The sequence below is a fragment of the Paenibacillus endophyticus genome (assembly GCF_014192395.1).
Lineage (GTDB): Bacteria > Bacillota > Bacilli > Paenibacillales > Paenibacillaceae > Pristimantibacillus > Pristimantibacillus endophyticus.
In genome coordinates this window covers 305214-322272 of the sequence record NZ_JACHXW010000006.1, presented here as the reverse complement: position 1 = coordinate 322272, position 17059 = coordinate 305214, and the positions used below count along the sequence as shown (strand labels likewise).

Annotated in this window: 10 protein-coding genes; 1 reads left to right on the top strand and 9 read right to left on the bottom strand. The window is 49.3% G+C overall.

Going from position 1 to position 17059, the window contains the following annotated elements; translation table 11 throughout:
- Window positions 1-3: 3 nt before the first annotated feature.
- The 5 genes from FHS16_RS12835 to FHS16_RS12815 form a co-directional block, all read right to left on the bottom strand.
- Window positions 4-1239 (bottom strand): STM4014 family protein, encoded by a 1236-nt coding sequence (locus tag FHS16_RS12835; RefSeq protein ID WP_246431728.1) that lies wholly within the window; start codon window positions 1237-1239, stop codon window positions 4-6.
- Window positions 1212-2051 (bottom strand): STM4015 family protein, encoded by an 840-nt coding sequence (locus tag FHS16_RS12830; RefSeq protein WP_183562729.1) that lies wholly within the window; start codon window positions 2049-2051, stop codon window positions 1212-1214. The genes FHS16_RS12835 and FHS16_RS12830 overlap by 28 nt, the downstream gene beginning before the upstream one ends.
- Window positions 2052-2385: 334 nt before the next feature.
- Window positions 2386-2799: an oligopeptide/dipeptide ABC transporter ATP-binding protein gene (locus FHS16_RS12825; RefSeq protein WP_183562606.1), complete on the bottom strand. Its 414-nt coding sequence runs from the start codon at window positions 2797-2799 to the stop codon at window positions 2386-2388.
- Window positions 2800-3311: 512 nt separating this feature from the next.
- On the bottom strand, window positions 3312-5090 hold the full coding sequence (locus tag FHS16_RS12820) for an ABC transporter ATP-binding protein (protein ID WP_183562604.1): 1779 nt from the start codon (window positions 5088-5090) through the stop codon (window positions 3312-3314).
- Window positions 5074-5910, bottom strand: a complete 837-nt coding sequence (locus FHS16_RS12815) for a MerR family transcriptional regulator (protein WP_183562603.1) — start codon at window positions 5908-5910, stop codon at window positions 5074-5076. Before FHS16_RS12815 ends, FHS16_RS12820 begins: the two co-directional genes overlap by 17 nt.
- Window positions 5911-6184: 274 nt before the next feature.
- On the opposite strand from FHS16_RS12815, the gene FHS16_RS12810 reads away from it, so the two are divergent.
- Complete coding sequence (locus FHS16_RS12810) at window positions 6185-6484, top strand: hypothetical protein (RefSeq protein ID WP_246431727.1); 300 nt, start codon at window positions 6185-6187, stop codon at window positions 6482-6484.
- 494 nt (window positions 6485-6978) lie between these two features.
- Here the strand turns inward: FHS16_RS12810 and FHS16_RS12805 are convergent, their stop codons facing one another.
- The 4 genes from FHS16_RS12805 to FHS16_RS12790 all read right to left on the bottom strand — a co-directional run bounded on the left by FHS16_RS12805 (window position 6979) and on the right by FHS16_RS12790 (window position 17050).
- Window positions 6979-7350 (bottom strand): DUF7674 family protein, encoded by a 372-nt coding sequence (locus tag FHS16_RS12805; protein ID WP_183562601.1) that lies wholly within the window; start codon window positions 7348-7350, stop codon window positions 6979-6981.
- Between the two features lie 136 nt (window positions 7351-7486).
- Window positions 7487-7888: an RHS repeat-associated core domain-containing protein gene (locus FHS16_RS12800; protein ID WP_183562599.1), complete on the bottom strand. Its 402-nt coding sequence runs from the start codon at window positions 7886-7888 to the stop codon at window positions 7487-7489.
- Between the two features lie 181 nt (window positions 7889-8069).
- Window positions 8070-8336, bottom strand: coding sequence for a hypothetical protein (locus FHS16_RS12795; protein ID WP_183562597.1), 267 nt, complete (start codon window positions 8334-8336; stop codon window positions 8070-8072).
- On the bottom strand, window positions 8336-17050 hold the full coding sequence (locus FHS16_RS12790; RefSeq protein ID WP_183562595.1) for an RHS repeat-associated core domain-containing protein: 8715 nt from the start codon (window positions 17048-17050) through the stop codon (window positions 8336-8338). The genes FHS16_RS12795 and FHS16_RS12790 overlap by 1 nt, the downstream gene beginning before the upstream one ends.
- Window positions 17051-17059 lie beyond the last annotated feature (9 nt).

Genomic DNA, 17059 nt, shown 5'->3' with positions numbered 1-17059 from the left:
TGCTTATTCCTTTCTGAGAAGCTGGCGCATTTGCCACTCGTAGGTGTTCATCCCCTCGTACTCGGCGCCATACAGCAAATCGCCAAATGGATTGATATCAATGGGATAGGTCGCGCTGCTGCCTCGCTGGACAAGCACATCCACCCCTGCCGCCGAGCTGCCCGGGAATGCGCGGAGCGCTTTCTCGGCAGTCTGCTGCACCGCTTGTCTAACGTCTTCGGGCAGAAGGCGCTTCATGTCCATGCTGCGCTCGTTACGCAGATGCAGATTGGTAATCGGGGTATGGCTCAATCGAGCGACGGTGTGGCAAGCCTTGCCGTTCACGACAAGCTGGCGCACGTCAAAGGCTTTGCCCTCGAAGCTTTCCTTCTCGATCCAACGCTCGATATGCGCGCCTTCGCCGCATACCCAATCGACAATGCGGCGAATGTCCTTCGCGTCGCTGTAGCGTCTCAGCCGGCCGGCGTTGTAAAAGCTGAAGCCGCTAGAAGCCTGCTCCGAGCCGATCGTCGTAATAGCCAGCTCCTCCCCCGTGCGCGGATTCGTCTGGTAAGCGATAACGCCCGCGGCTCCAGAGCCGCAGGCTAATTTAATGAACAGCCGCTTCATCCCGCTCGTTGCTATGGCTGCCCGAAGCTCTTCATAGCTTTTGATAGAGCCCGCCGCGGCCGGGAGCGCCGGCAATTGAAGGCCATGACGCTCGAATAGCTGCCAGCAGGTTCTTTTGTCGAACATTTTGGCTATGCTTCCCGGTGAGTTCACCCAGTAAGCTCGGGCGCCTGAAGCTTTAACCTCCCGCTGCATCGCCGCGAGAAACCGGCAATACCCCCGGTACCACTGCGCCGGATGCCAGATTCGGCCATGCTCAGGCGGCAGCAGCAGCGCTTCCGACGATACGATTGAAATGCTGTTCGGCAAAGAGCCGCCTGACCAAAACATGTCGTCTCCATTGCGATCCGGAGCCCCCCATGCAATAAGCTGCCGCTCGACAGCCGGGTTCTCGCCGGGAGCATCGAGCCGAATGATGATATCGCCTCTGCCGGCAAGCTTTCTGAGGGCATCTCCTATGCATGCATCGCCGCTAAGCAATTGCTCATACGACAGGACGGCAGCAGGCGCAAGCCCGAGCTTCGCTCTAGCCGCCTGCAGCCCTGCCGTCCGTTTATTGGAAGGATTAGCGATAAGCAAATAAGGCTGCTCGCAGCTCTCCATTATTCGGTAAGGAATGGATAGCGCCAATCATCCTCATCTGACTCCTGCTGGTCCTTCACGTCGACAGACATGCCCGATTGCTGCCAGCGTAGCACGAGCTCGTCAGACATGTAATGGTAGCTCAGATCAAGATGCTTCAGCTGCTTGATGCGGGCACTCGCAAGCAGAGCCTCCCCGCCTTCGTCTGTCAACGTGCCGTAGGACAAGTCCAGCGTATGTAACTGGTCGAGTATAGGCGCGTCAGCAGCCGCAATCGCGATTTCATCCTGGATTTCGCTGTCCTTCAGTCCCAAATATGTAAGCTTAGGGAACAGATCGCCTTTTAGGAGCGGCAAAACATCCTCAATTCCTCCATCGAAGCCGTAGTCCTCCACGCCTAAGTAAAGCTCCAGCTTCCGCAGCTCCGGCAGCCTTGCATTCGTAATTTCCTGAAGCACGGATTGCGGAAGCCCGCCGCATATTATAACAAGCTCTTCTAGGTTCTCATGAACGAGCGGCTGCAAGCTTAGCTCTTGGCTGCCCTTTATCGACAGCGACTTTAAATTCGGGAAAGCTGCAAGCAGCGGAGAGAGATTCGTCTGGTTGATCCAAGATACCTCGCACTCTTCAAAGCCCATATCGCCAATAAATAGTTTCGTTAAGTTAGGAAATGAATCCTTATGGCTGATCAATGTTTCAATAAAGCTTTCCGGAGAATTTTCATACGCCTGACCCCAGTCGCCGATCGTTAGTATGGACAGCTTCTCGCCATCCGGACTCGATGCCAGTTTTTCAATCAAGCTGGACATTCTAGTCCCTTCTTCATACTCGTCATACCCTACTGATAAGCGAATTTCAATCAAGTGTATCCCTCCATTTGTTTCCATATGAAGGTAGCGTAACATGCTGTTTTTGATTGCGTCAATGGTCCCATAGTCACATCTGCCACCTATCGCAGGCGAGCGTAAACGGCTGTTGCCGTCCTCTGGCGGCTAAGCTTACGTTTCGCGTAGAAATATAGAGAAAGTTGGCGAAATGATATACTTACCTATATTTCGAGCGTAAACGGCTGTCGCCGTCCTCTGGCGGCTAAGCTTACGTTTCGCGGAAAAAGATAAGCACATTTGTATATGAAACATATAAATGCTTATATATCCAAAAAGCCGAGCAGTCCCGTATCGGAGCTCTCGGCCTTTAAGCTGGGTAATGGCAGGCAACCCAGTGTTCGTATTCAATTTCCTTAAGCTCTGGCGGCTCGCTCCTGCAAAGGGCTGTCGCCGCAGGGCAGCGCGTATGAAAGCGGCAGCCTGAGGGGGGCTTGGCAGGCGAGGGAATCTCGCCGCTAATCACCTGAAGTTCACGTTTCCGGCTTGGGTCAGGCCAGGGGATAGATGCGATTAGCGCTTTAGTGTAATGATGCGCCGGATGGTTAAACAGCTCTTCACTGCCTGCAATCTTAACGAACTGCCCCAAATACATCATGCCGATTCGGTTCGAAATATGCCTGACGACATGCAGCCCATGGGCTATAAATAAATACGTGAGTCCAAGATTCTGCTGCAAATCCTGCATTAAATTCACGATTTGCGCCTGAACGTACACGTCCATCCGGATGCCTCCAACCTGCCAGGTTGCCTCCAGCCCCGTGAAGTACCGCGCCCAATTTTAATTTTTTACGCTCCGTCATCGTTTATCCGCCCCTCGTTTTGTGATTGAGACGACAAGCAAACGCGCTGCCTGCCCGCTCCATACCATACATAATGATTCAAATGGGTTTTGTCGGTATTATGTTGAGAAGAGTCTGTCATCCGTGCTCAAAGCCAGTCAATCTGCAGCGTAATAGATATATTCTATAGCAGGATACAATAATTCAATGCGCGCGTTTACAGGGATAAGCAGACATAGCCAAACAAGGGAACCGATGAAGACGTTCCCTTGTAATGGTTGTTGCGTGACATATATTTACGACCGTATTCGCCACATGCATAGGGTTCGGAGCATTCTGCTCCGATTTGCTGTTGAATCGCTTGAAACGCTCATAGCCATATCCCTCATCATTGCGATCGCATGAAGCCCTCCCGCGCCAAGCGAAGCGAGGTCATACGAACATGCCATGTGATTTAAAACATCGCACCGGACTGCTGGCGAACAAGCTTTCCATACAATGAATGGCCTTTAAGCAGCTCTTCATGTGTGCCTTGTCCAGAAATATCGCCTTCCTCCAGCACGATGATTTGATCTGCTCCGCGTATCGTGGAGAGGCGATGGGCGATAACGAGTGTCGTTCTTCCTTCCATTAATCGTTGCAGCGCTCCATGGACAAGCTGCTCAGAATCGCTGTCAAGATGAGCCGTTGCTTCATCAAGGAGCAGAATTTCCGGGTTCCGTATAATAGCTCTAGCTATAGCAAGACGCTGGCGTTGACCACCGGACAGCTTAATGCCTCTTTCCCCGACTTCCGTCTCATAGCCTTCTGGTAGCGAGTTTACGAAATCGCTTAAATTCGCTTGTCGAACGGCTTCTTCTAACCTTTTCTCATCCGTCACGTCCAAGCCGTACACAAGGTTATGCCTAATGCTTCCTTGCATCATCGGACTGTCCTGCGACACATACGCCATTCTCTGGCGCCAATCCTCCAGCTTCAAATGCGTGATCGGTGTCCCCTTGTACAGAATTGCACCCGCAGATGGGTCATAGAACCGTTCAAGCAAAGAAAATACGGTTGTTTTCCCCGTTCCGCTTGGCCCCACAAAAGCAGTCACCTGTCCTTCCTTAATCTGAAAAGAGAGAGCACGCAGCAGCAGTCTGTCCTTCGCATACCCGAAGCACACGTCCTCGAACGCGATCAGGGGGCTATCTCCTGTTTCGCGGCGGTTATCCTGGGGAGATTCCATCATGTTGGAATCCTCCTCTTCCTTCTCAAGCAGCAGCTCCGAAATACGCTCAGATGCGCCCAGCGCTTTTTGAAACTGTGTGAAAAACGAAGCCATTTGCGTAAACGGCATGACGATTTGAAACATGTACAGTAAAATCGCGACAAGCTCTCCGCCCGATAAACTGCCCTGCGCTACCCGCACGCTGCCATACCCAATCAACAAAACAAGAATGAGCAGCATCACCGTCGTCATTAGTGGCGTTACGATTGACATCATTCTCGCTTCCTGCAAACCAAACGAAAGCAAGCGCGATATTCTCAGACCGCCCTGATGCCGCTCAGCTGGTTCTGCCAATGAAGCCTTCACTAACCGAATATCAGAAAGCACGCGTCCCAAATCCCCTTGAAACTGTGCGGTCTCCTCCTGCATCGATTTGGACACCGCGAACATTCTTGTACCCAAAGGCCAAAGAACGAGCAGCCCAAGCGGTACGGCTGCCAGCATCAGCAGCGTAAGCCGCCAATCAATGAACAAGAGCAGAGCTACGCCTCCGATAATTGAGATTAATCCGCCCAAGAATGAGATGACGTGGCCGATTATAAAATCTTTGATTACATTCGTATCGTTCGTAACACGGCTCATCGTTTCTCCTGAACGATTGCGGTCGAAGAATGGCACCGGCAGCTTCAATACCCTCTCCCACAGCTCCTTTCGAAGACCCGCAATGACATGCTGTCCGACATAGGACATTGTATATACGGACATTCCAGACAAAGCCGTTTGAATAAAAAACACGAGGCCAAGCATGATGATCGTTGCGGTTCGAACGGTTGAAAGGGCTAGCTCATCAACTAGGTTTTTGGTCAACAAAGGAATGAGCAAGGATAATGAAGTCTCTCCGATTCCTAAAATCACTGCAGCAGCTAAAAGCAAATTTCTAGGCTTATGTTTTGCAATCAGCTTGATAAATGAAGAGGCGCCATATACAGATTCCGTATGGTTTCCCTCACTCTTTTTTCTCATTTCGAACGCCCTCCTTCACCGTTTTCAGCACTTCCAAATGATCGAATACAAGCTTGAGGAAAGCTTCCTCCTCTGCGGTAAACACGCTTAAAAACAATGTCGGCTCGGATGCAGCAGACGGATCGCTCAGCAGCTCGAGCTGCGCAATATCCTCATCGTTCAGCGATTGCAATGCCGGAGAGAGGAATGCCTCCAACAACGCTACCAGCCTTTTACCGGTATCCAGCACATCATTATCCAAAGGCTGCTTTCCACTTTTACAGTGCTCTTTCAGTTCGAGAATAAAGGACGTCAATTTCCGTTCAATATCCAGTCTTTCGTCCGGAAGCATATGCTCCATATAAAGGGCATCGACAACTGCTCCGGGCAGTTGCGCAGAGAGCACCTTCTTCTGGTTCTCTTCGTACTGAATATGATGAATAAACACCAGCAGCAGATTTTTTTCGATCACGCCCGCGCCTTCAGCAATCTGTTGCATGCGGCCAATCGTATCAAGCACACGCTCGAGATGCTGCTTCTTTTTTTGAAGCATATCCTTCTGCAGGGCAAGCGAGCTTAATAAATCCAACTCCGGCTCACGCATATGCGCTGCTATCTCTTCAAGCGAATAATCCAAATATTTCATCGTTACGATGCTTTGCAAGACAACAAGATCCTTTTCCGTGTAAAAGCGATGTCCGTGCATGTTTCGAAAAGATGGCTTTAGCAGCCCTTTACGGTCATAATAACGAAGCGTTCGTTCGGTGACAGCGGTTAGCTTTGCAAACGCTCCAATCGTGTATAGACCATCATTTTCTATTTCATCATCCCCTTTGAACAAAGTATAACCCTTGACGCAGCGTCAAGGGCAAGCGGTAATTGCGAGGATCAAATAAAATGTTTCATGATTAATATAAATGTTTAATAGTTTACTAGCGCGTCCTAACATACGACAGAACATGATAAATTCATACATATAAAATTGGACAATCTATACAATATTTAAAAATAAAATAATATTTCATCTAAATTAAGGGTTGTAAACATCGGCGTTTTATATATAATAAGTTGTGAACAAAATGTTACAGCAACAGGAAATCAAAGGAGCGAAAGCAATGGATCAATTTCAGAAACCGCCCGTACATTCTGGTGTACCAGGCTACGGCTACGATCAGCAACAGCCGATGTCACCCGTTATTACCGTAAAAGAATGGATGATTACAACCCTTATTCTTCTTATCCCGATCGTTAACATCGTAATGATGTTTGTTTGGGCGTTCGGAGAAGGCAATCCCACGAAAAAAAATTATTTCAAGGCTTCTTTAATCTGGGCCGCTATCGTACTAGTCATTTACGCGATTATTGCTATTATCCTTATTGCTGCAGCAGCATCAAGCGCAATGAGCAACTACTAACATACATACAAGGGAGGGGCATTACGCAGCGAGCCATTTCGTTGCGGAATGCTCTTTTTTGTTGCTCTGTCTAATTTCAATGTTGATATTCAGTGTAAAAAATAAACCGCCCTTACTCTTAATTGTCGTGCTATCCATTCTGATAGATGCGATTCATAACTTCTCAACCTCTCTATCGGGGTGGCTTACCCTTCAGTTGCGATTATGTTCAAAAAAGTGTGAGAAAGCGAACTTAAAAAACAGGTCAATCATGGTGGTATTTGACCATAATGAACCTGTTTGACATAACCCCAAGGCGTTAATTAGGTTATAAGATTCAAGCAATTATGTAAGTACATACAAAATAACGAAATTTTCATGCGAGCATTACATGAGTTAGATGTATTAATAGTTGAATAATGAGTACATTCGGCACTGGCACCTTTCTGCCTATGAATAATGAAAAACGGTTATCCACTATGGATAACCGTCAATATCTTATGAGTCTGTGCTGACTAGATTCTCCTACCTAAATCTCTATCCGCTTCTATTTGAAGTTCTATCGTTTTAGATCCCATGTATTTCTGTGCAGTCCCTAAAATCGATCTGTCATTTCCGAGTACTTCCAACACCGTAGTTGAAAAAATGCTCTTTAAGTGAACATCTTTATCAGTAGATACTTCCTCAAAATATTTAAAAATACTTTCTAGCAAATTGATGTTTTTTTCCTCGCTCAATAATTTAATTATTTTCGGCATGAATACTCTCTCAATTATGATAGTTTCCAGCACTTCACCGTAATACTCGATTGATTCTCTATACTCATCTTCAGCCGACGGTAAGAAATCTAACATTATTTTAAAGAATTCTTCCGATTTTTTACTCATATCCACCAACTCCTCTATTTAAACAGTCTTATTGCCTTTTCTAAATCATCTGCTATAGCATCAAGTATATCTAAGTCATTAAGGCTAAGTTTCCCGGATTTCGCTAGCTTATTTACGCTGCACCCACGCCATACGATCAGCATCCGGATACAGTCAGTTGCTCGCCGGTCACGTAGTTCATGCCGGTGAAGGCTTGCTGGAAGCCTTTAATCGTACCAACCCATGGAACTGCGTCCGCCAAGAAACTTCCGCCTTGCAACCAGATCGAATCCCTGTCGCGGCTGAGACCGAATGGATCGACGTAAGATACCGGATTTCCGTTAACATAGGCATAGCGGTTCAGCGTCTGGCCATTTCCGACCGAGCCGGATAACACGTCGCGATTTATGAATCGCTTGATTTCCGGATTATAATACCTCGCACGCATATGGTACAAGCCATTCGGGTCCCTCATGACGCCGTCGCGTCCGTTGTAGCGGAACGGCTGCTCACTCTCGCCTTCATGACCCAGCGACTCTCCAAAGTTGCTACTCGTCATAAGCATATATCATTTATTGAATGAGCAACGATATATCAATTGGTAACCATATTAAAAAAAAGAAACCTTGAAAGGCATAAAGCCAATCAAGGTCAATTCAAAACCATAGTGTAAAAGCTTTCCTCTTATATCTTGCATAACTTCTTCACCTTAGGCTTACTGATACTGATTTTGAAGGTCATTAATCAGGATTTATTAAGCATTTTCCTACTAATTTATCTACATCATAGTCATCTGGCTTGAGACTTAATGAAATAGTAGCTTTAATTTGGTCAGTATTCTTATTGTTCATATGGACAATATTATTGACAACAAATCTTTTAGCATGATTAGTTGCGTCAACTAAAATACTTCCTGTAAACTCCCCCTGGAATTTACCGGTTATAACAACTACGTTGGCGGATTTAATATACATTGAAAATTCAATAGTTATTCTAAACAAATCCATTACCACCTCCGTCGTTGGTCATCCAGTTCTTTTCTATAACCCCTAAGATGTTGTATTGTTTCTCTAGTTTCGGAATTTGGTATTCCATATGCTTTCCTATATCTAATTAACTTTTCTTTTGCTTCAATCTCCATTTCTAAAATATTTGAACCCGAAGCTCTTCCAGTTCTATACTGTGTGGCATGAATAAATTCCTCAAACACTGCTGAGGTAGATGGGTTTGGTCTAAAGGCTATCGTGGTAGCATTTAATGTTGAAGCTTCTGTACCATGCCAATTCAATAAAGGTACTGCTTCATGTTCAGGAACAATAAGTCCGCCATGCCTTTCAAAAGCATTTTTCATCCTATTGAACTTGCCTGTGTTCATTGGGATATGTCCCGAACCACTATCCATTCGATTTAAAGTTTTCCCCTTACCCGCGAACCAACTCCCCGCACGCTTCCCGGCCCAGATTACACCATCTGTACCGTACTTTCCTGCGTATTTCAGGCCTGGAATCGGGATCAGACTGAACGCTGCACCCACGCCCTCCGACCAGCGTCCGGATACAGTCAGTTGCTCGCCGGTCACGTAGTTCATGCCGGTGAAGGCTTGCTGGAAGCCTTTAATCGTACCAACCCATGGAACTGCGTCCGCCAAGAAGCTTCCGCCTTGCAACCAGATCGAATCCCCGTCGCGGCTGAGACCAAATGGATCGACATAAGATACCGGATTTCCATTAACATAGGCATAGCGGTTCAGCGTCTGGCCATTTCCGACCGAGCCGGATAACACATCGCGATTTATGAATCGCTTGATTTCCGGATTATAATACCTCGCACGCATATGGTACAAGCCGTTCGGGTCGGTCATGACGCCGTCGCGTCCGTTGTAGCGGAACGGCTGCTCACTCTCGCCTTCATGACCCAGCGACTCGCCATAGTTGCCATATTGGTACGTATCCGTCGCTTGCCCGAGCTCATCGGTCAAAGCAATGGTACTGCCTCGTCGATCATAGTGATAGGTTTGATAGTTGCCAGCGGCATCTTCGCGTCCGATCAAGCCCAGTCCGTATACATACCAAGCTTTTGCTTGTCCTTGCTCGTCGGTTTCCATTAGCACCTGCGACAAGAGCGCATGCGGATTGATGACATATTTCGTCGTCATGCCGTTCACGGTGACCGATGTCCGTTCATTCTCGTTATTGTAACCGTAGCTTATGCCTCCGGCTTCCGTCAAGCGATTGCGGGCATCGTAGACATACCCCTGCATCGAACCGTCCAGCGGTCCTAACGTCATGTTGCCGTCCGCGTCATAAATCACATCCTGACCGTTATTGGCCATTAATCGATTATCCGCACCGTAGGTCATCTCGCTGTTGGAGGAAGACGATAATTCCATCGTTGGCGATAGCCCCGGTCCGTTAATATCTACTGCCAGCGGAATTTCTCCATACGTGCTGGAAGTAACAGTCTCGGCAGCGCTGATGTCCTCGGATCTAACGTTTCCGACTGCATCGTATGTGTAATCGGCAGCATACAGTACGCTTCCCTCCGCATTAGTGTCGGTTACAAGCACTAATTGCCCTTTGGCGTCATATGCGCGTGTCTCTACCGTTCCGTTCGGACGTGTCGTAGATATGAGTTGTCCGTTAACGTCATACGCATACATAGTAACGCGGCCATCCCAGTCCGTAACGGTATTCATGCGTCCTGCGGCGTCATAGGTGTAGGTAACGATTTTGCCATCGGGATACATAAGCGACGTTAATTCTCCCGCTTGATTGTATGCATACCGAATCGTGTTGCCGTCTTCATCGGTATAGCTTTCAACACGGTCGAGCTCGTCAAAATCACGAATCAGCGTTTTGCCGTTCCCGTCCGTCACCGCAGTGATATTGCCGTTGCCATCGTACGTATACGTCACTGACCCTGCCAGGTCGGTGAAGCCGGCAAGCTGTCCGGCCGCATCATAAGCATAAGTTGTTTCTTGGCCTCGAGCATTGGTATCACCACTCAACAAGCCCCGTGCATTATACGTATAAGTGCGGTTTCCGCCAGCTGCATCAATCTCGCCTATAATTCTGCCGACTAGATCATAGGTATAAGAAGCGGCATTGAGATTCGGATCTACAACTTCCGTTATCCGGCTTAAGGCATCATAAGCTTGCGTGCTTTTTCCTTCCATCGGATCCGTTACCGATGTCAACCGGCTCAGGCCATCGTAAGCATAGGACGTCACGCGTTGCAGCGGATCGATCGTCTGCGTCAAACGATTCAAGCTGTCGTACATATTCGTGTACGACTCGTTCAGCGCGTCCGTCACCGTTTTCAGATTGCCCGATTCGTCATAAGTCACTGCGTATACCTTTTTATTTTTGGAATCGTATGCTTCCGTTAGACGGTTCAACGAGTCGTAGACGTACCTAACAGCTCCGCCATTCGGATTCGTCTCCGTCAGCAGATTGCCTGCGTCGTCGTACGCGTATGCAACCGCTCGACCAAGCGGGTCGACGATGCTCAGCAGCCTTCCTTCTCCGTCATAATGGAGCGACGCGGTCTCGTCCAGCGCATTCATTACGGCTGTCAAATTCCCGTTCTCGTCATAAGAATAAGTCGTCGCACGCCCCAAAGCATCGGTTCTGCTTGCCAGAAAGCCTTGAGCGTCGTAACTGTATCCGAAGGCATGTCCGAGCGGATTGGTCTCCGAAATCAACTCGTCCCCTGCATTATAGCTTAATGTCGTGGTATAACCCTCAGCATCCGACTCGCTAACCATACGTCCCGCTTCATCATAAGCGAAATTGGTCGTATCGCCCTCCGCATTCGTTGTACCAGTCAGTCGGTTTCCGGTGTAGCTGTAAAGCGTCATTCCTTCCAGCGGATGTTTCGCAGACTCTAATAGGCCGTTACTATTGTAGGTATACGTCGTCATTCCACTATTTGGAATTTGTACCGAAAGCAGGCGATTGCCGCTATCGTACGTATTCGTTACGGTAATGCCGTCTGGACCCGCCGCGGTCAGCAAGTTGTTTGCCCCGTCATAGGTTATCGCAACGGACTGCCCCGTATAATCGGTTGAGCTGATCAAATTCCCGTTAGCATCATAAGCAAAAGTTGTCGTCTGATTTGCCGCATTCGTCACGCTCGTCCGGTTTCCGTCACTGTCGTAACCGTATGATGTCACGCGGCCAAGTTCATCCTCCACGCTTAGCAGCCTATAGTTCGAATCATGCGTCCGCTTCTGAACATTGCCGTTCCGGGCTGTTATCGTCGTAACTAAGATGTCATCGGTTTGTTCGTAAAAGAACAGCGTCGGCGTACTGCCTGGAATTGCATCATGCTGCTTGACGACCCGCCCCTCATTGTCGAACTCATTCACGAATAATTGAACAGCGTCGCTCATGGCGGACACGATTCTATCTGACGAATCGTAAGCGTAGGTGGTCTCCCTGTCCATCGTATCGGTAATGACGCTGAGTCTACCGTCCCCATCGTAGGCGAAGGATGCCTGCCTACCCGCTTGATCCGTAACGGTGGACAGCTTGTCGGCTGCATCATAACCCAGCGTAAGTTCAGCGTCGGTTAACGGATCGGATACGGTTGATAGTCTTCCGTCCTGCGAATAGCCGAACAACAGGCGTTCTCCTGTCTTGCCGGCCATCTCTGCCAATTGGCCGCTTTCGGCAAAAAGATAAACAGCGCCGTCGTTTCTTCTTAATTCATACGTGCCGTCTGGCTTCCGCGTCAATTTGTCGCACTTCGCGGCAGCCTCGGATGAAGCAAACTGGCCGTCCAGTCCTTTGACGAACGTATTGCCGCGGAACGCATTCCAGTACACTTTGACCGAACTTCCTTCCTCATTCGCAACCAACCGGATTTCGAAATTATGGCTCCAGTCTTGTCCCAGAGCGCCTTCTCCGCTTAAGAGCGAGTGGTACTGCGCCTGGAAAGGTATCGGAACCGCACCGTGCGCCGTAATTAACGTCCGGTTAATGATTTGAGCGCCAGTTGCCGTGTCGATCGGATCGGCATGGAACGATTGCGGATCGTAATCGGCCGGATCAAGCGCTGCGATTTTATCGGCTGCGTCCTTGCCTGATATCGGTCCGGAGACGCTTCCTCCCGCGGTGAACCCGAAATGTCCGTAAGGCGCATAAACGACATAATAGCTCGAGCCTGTATTGCGCAGGTACGCGGTACCGTTTGCCAGTACAGCTAGCGGATTGATCCCGGTTTGATTACCGGCCTGTCCTATTCGGTAGGTAAAGATGCCTCCAGCCTTCAAGGTACGGCTAGCGCCTGTCAAATTAACGGCCGTAAGCGTCTTCCCTGCGCCTAGCTCCTCTTGTACAAGAGCCGGCTCCTCGGACACAGTGCTTTGCAGCGATTGATAAGGTCCCCAAATTTGCAATCCGTCTAGGCGAGGCGAAGTAATGACGATTCGCTGATCCGACGAAAGAATGAGCGTATCACGCGTATGCTCCCACCCGTAATCAAGCGCCGAATTATCGGCATCATATTTAACCCAGCTGGCGCTGCCGTCCAACGTAACGCTGAATGGAACCGCGGCCAGCGATTGCAGCTCTACCGAATTCGCGTACCCCGGCGTCACTACTTTCAAGGCTGTTTCTTCTTGTTCGGTTACCTCGAAAGCAGTTAAATAACCGCTGACGACGGTACCGCCTGTCTGCCTGCCCGTCAATACAGCATAATGGCTTGCAGGAATCGATACGGAAACGGCATTCGATTCCCTCGCATAGCTTACTGGCACACCGGCTCCCGTATATATAGCAATGTCGTAGCGCCCACTCACTACAAGAGAAGACTTGACGCTTGAAGTATTCAGCGCTTTAATGCTCTCTCCGCTTTCGATTCCTTTCACGAATTGATCCGTGCCGTCGCCATTGGTCACTTGAATGGCATCCGTAGGCACCGTTACCGTATTCGCAACAGTATCCGCATTAAGGATCACCAGACGCTTCGTCGACTGCACGCTTCGGCTCGATAAGGAACTGTCGTTGCCGAAAGTCTCCATCGTTCCGGTTAGCGAATACATTTGGTAATCGTAAACTCCGCTTATTTTCGCGCTGAAAGAGCTTGGCGAAACATTGCGGAACGAGAAGTTTTGTCCCGGCTCCAAACTCTTGACGGTTACCGCTCGTTCTTCGCGCTCCGTTAGAGCGAACCCGTCGTAAGAGCCTTTGACAGTTATCGTTTGCGCTTCCGCAGGCGACAAGACCAGCTTGTCGTCCCCCGTCAACGAAACAAGACCCGAGGATTGCCAGGTATAGAAAGACTCAACCGAGCCGTCCGCCTCATATCTGGCGTAATCATACGACCCGTCAATATAAATCAACAACTGCCGTGCCGACGTTGAATGGAGCTCCAAGCCATCGTCCGGCCCCAATGTCCTTACGAAGGTTACCGGATTCGAACGGGTATTCAATTGAAAATAATCATAGGCCCCATAAACCTCGATAGGCGCCTCATCGCTGTTCTGAACGGCAATTTTGTTGCCTGGCTCCACATTCTGATGGCTGGAGGTCGTCACGGTATTGCCGTAAGCCTCGAATGCGCCTGCGCTAGTGTACATGGCAAAATCATATATGCCAGATGCATGCACAGCTGCATCAGCCGCGCTCTTATTCGTCGCCTCCATGCTTGCCCCAGACGCGAGCTGGTTAACGAAGAGGGCTGGATTCACACGGTTTGCAACCGCAAAAGCATCGAAAGCCCCTTCGATTGTAATGTCCGACGAATACGTATTCGTCATCGTGATCCGTCTTCCAGCGAGCATGTATTTGGAAGGGGAAGCGCTCTTCCTGTCCAGTTCCAGCAATTCGCCTGCCGAATCGAACAGAACAAAGTCGTATACGCCACTTGGATAGATGAAAAATGGTTTGTCCGATGTATTCGACGCTACAAAGCTTTGGCCCGGAGATAGCGTCTTCTTGAACGTGACCGGATTGGACCGCGAATGCGTTTCGAATACGTCATAGGCGCCATAAACGACAATGGAACCCGTATAGCTGTTCTCAATCGCGGCTTTTTCATCTTTGTTAACAGCCTGTTTGCTCGATGTCGTCTGGTTGCGTCCGTAATCATCCAGCTTCCCTTGCGGGGTAAACAAAGCATAGTCGTATTCGTCCGTCATGTGGACGTCGCCTTGATTGGCCCCCGTATACGCAGCCTCCATACTTTGACCCGAAGAAAGTGTCGACTTGAATAAAGCAGGGTTCGTCCGGGCTTGAATCGTGAAGACATCATACGGGCCTTCGACGACAATAGAGCCCGTAGCAACGTTCGTAAAGGCAAGGCGATTATCACTAGGAACCGTCTTCGAGGCAAGCCCCGACCCTCGATAAGCGTCTGCGGCATCTCCGCTACCGTCATACAAAGCATAATCGTAAAGGCCTGAAGGATAGATGGAAAACAGCTTGCTCGATTGGTTAGTCATATCCAAGCTGGAGCCCGTTGGCAACGTTCGCTTGAACGTGACAGGCTCGCTGCGATCGATAGCGGCAATAAGCTCATAAGCACCGTAAGCTTCTATAGTAGAAGTTCCGCTGTTCTCTATGGCAGTATGCGTACCCGAGCTTATTGAATAGTCATTTAGCGTACGATCTCGCGCATACGAAAAAGGCGAACCTGCAGCATTATAATCCATCAGATCATGCGTGCCTGTGATCTCTAGGTTTGCCGATAACGCGACGATATTCCTAAACTCCGCGCTCTGGCCTGGAGCCAACGAACGTAAGGAAAGTGCCGGCGTCGTGCTGCTTAGGATTTGCGTCACATCGTACGGTGCGATTACTTGCAGCGATAGACTGCCGGAGTTGGTTAAGGTTACCCTCTCTCCCTCGTACAACATAAGCTCCGTTAATCCTGTTTTGCGATCGAACGAGCGTAATTTTCCATCAGCCATATAGCTCGCTTGGTCGTATGTGCCTGACAAGTCGAGGCCAAAATTCGATGCGCTCGTACTGTTAGCTTTTAAGCTAGTATTCGGAGCAAGCAGCATTTTCAATAGAGCAGGGTTGGTTCTCGAGCTGAATGAGAAGGCGTCCCTCGGTCCGGAAAGCTTCAAATTTGAAGTACCGCTGTTCGTCATGACAAGAGATTCCGTATCGTCGATTGTATAGCTGCCGCTTATCGTCGGTCTTCCATACTCGCTGACTTCATCTCCGTTATCGTATACGACATAATGATGCTGGCTGCTCGCCGCAAGAGTAAAGCTGGCTAAAGACGTATTATCCGCTTTAATCGTCTCGCCAGGGGCAAGCGTATGCTCGTAAGTAACAGGATTCGCCCTTGCCGATACGGAAAACGCATCGTACGGAGCAAAGATAGCTGTCGATAAGGTATCCTTATTCGTAAAAGCAACCTTGCCTGCGCCCTGAACCTGCAAAGTACCTGTGCTTTGGTAAGCTTTGTAACCGGTTATGCCTTCGCCACTTTCAAACAGAGCATAGTCATACACACCGTTCAGCGTAAATCCGGCCGTTCCGCCGCTTACGTTCACCGCTTCCAGGCTCTGCCCGGGAGTAACGGTGCTCTTGTAGAGGGCGGGATTCGAGCGGTCGGTGAATTGGAAGCTGTCCGCCGGTCCGATGACTTTCACCGTTCCAGTACTGGCCGGCGTTACGTCGATGTACCCTCCGGCAGGAATGGAACCCGTAGTGGTGCCAACTCCTTTCGCAAACCCGGCGACCTCTCCTGCCGCGTCATACTTGGCGTAATCGTATGTCCCCTCAAAATTGAGGGTAGAGGTTTCCTGCCCTGTATTCTTGACCCTAACGCTTGCTCCCGCCGTTAATGTCTTCGTTTGCAGCGCCGGAAGCGGTCTCGGACTAACCGTGAACGCGTCATAAGGTCCGACGACGTCTAACGTTTCCGCCTCGAGGTTGGTGACGATGAGCGTCTCGCCGGCCGATACGATCCGGTAGCCGATCGATGTCTGGCCATACGAGTCAAGCTGCCCCTCGTTATCATAAATCGCATATTCCACTCTGCCACCTTCGAGGTCTATGGTGAATGTTTTAGAAGCATGGCTGACAACTTGAGCCGTTTCGCCCTGGTCAAGCAAATAGTGGAATACAGCCGGAGCGGAACGAGTCGTTAACGTAAAGGTCTCATACGCACCGTATACATAAAAACCCGATGCTTCCTTATTCGTCACGACGGCTTTCTCGCCAGCCGGAATCGTCAAGCTTCCGGGGGCATCGCCCGCCGTAAAGGAAAGAACGTTGCCGAATTCGTCGTACTTGGCGTAGTCATTGTCTCCTCCTACTTCAATGCTTTCGCTGACATCGCTATTATTGATTGCCGTTACGCTTTGATTAGGACCAATCAATACCTTCTTAAGCGCCGGCGCCGATGAATAACCCATCATCAACGGGCGAGTCTTCGCCTCTATGGTGACTGCGCCTGAACCCGTATTAGTGACGATCACGCGTTGACCGAGCGCGACCGTATACGTATCGGACGTTTCTTCTTGCCCATAGTAGACGACATCGCCGTCATCATCGTATTTGACATAATCAAAGGCAGTTCCCTTGACGTATATCGTCGTAGAAGTGGTAACCGTCGACGTGATCAACGCTGATGAACCAGACCCTATTGTAAATAGGTTGCTGCTTTCCGCTTGCAGCTGCTCCGGTTTTATGCTGACAATCATGACTAAAGCTAATAGAACGAAAAGAATGGCTTTATGGATATGATACCGTTTCATTATTTCCTC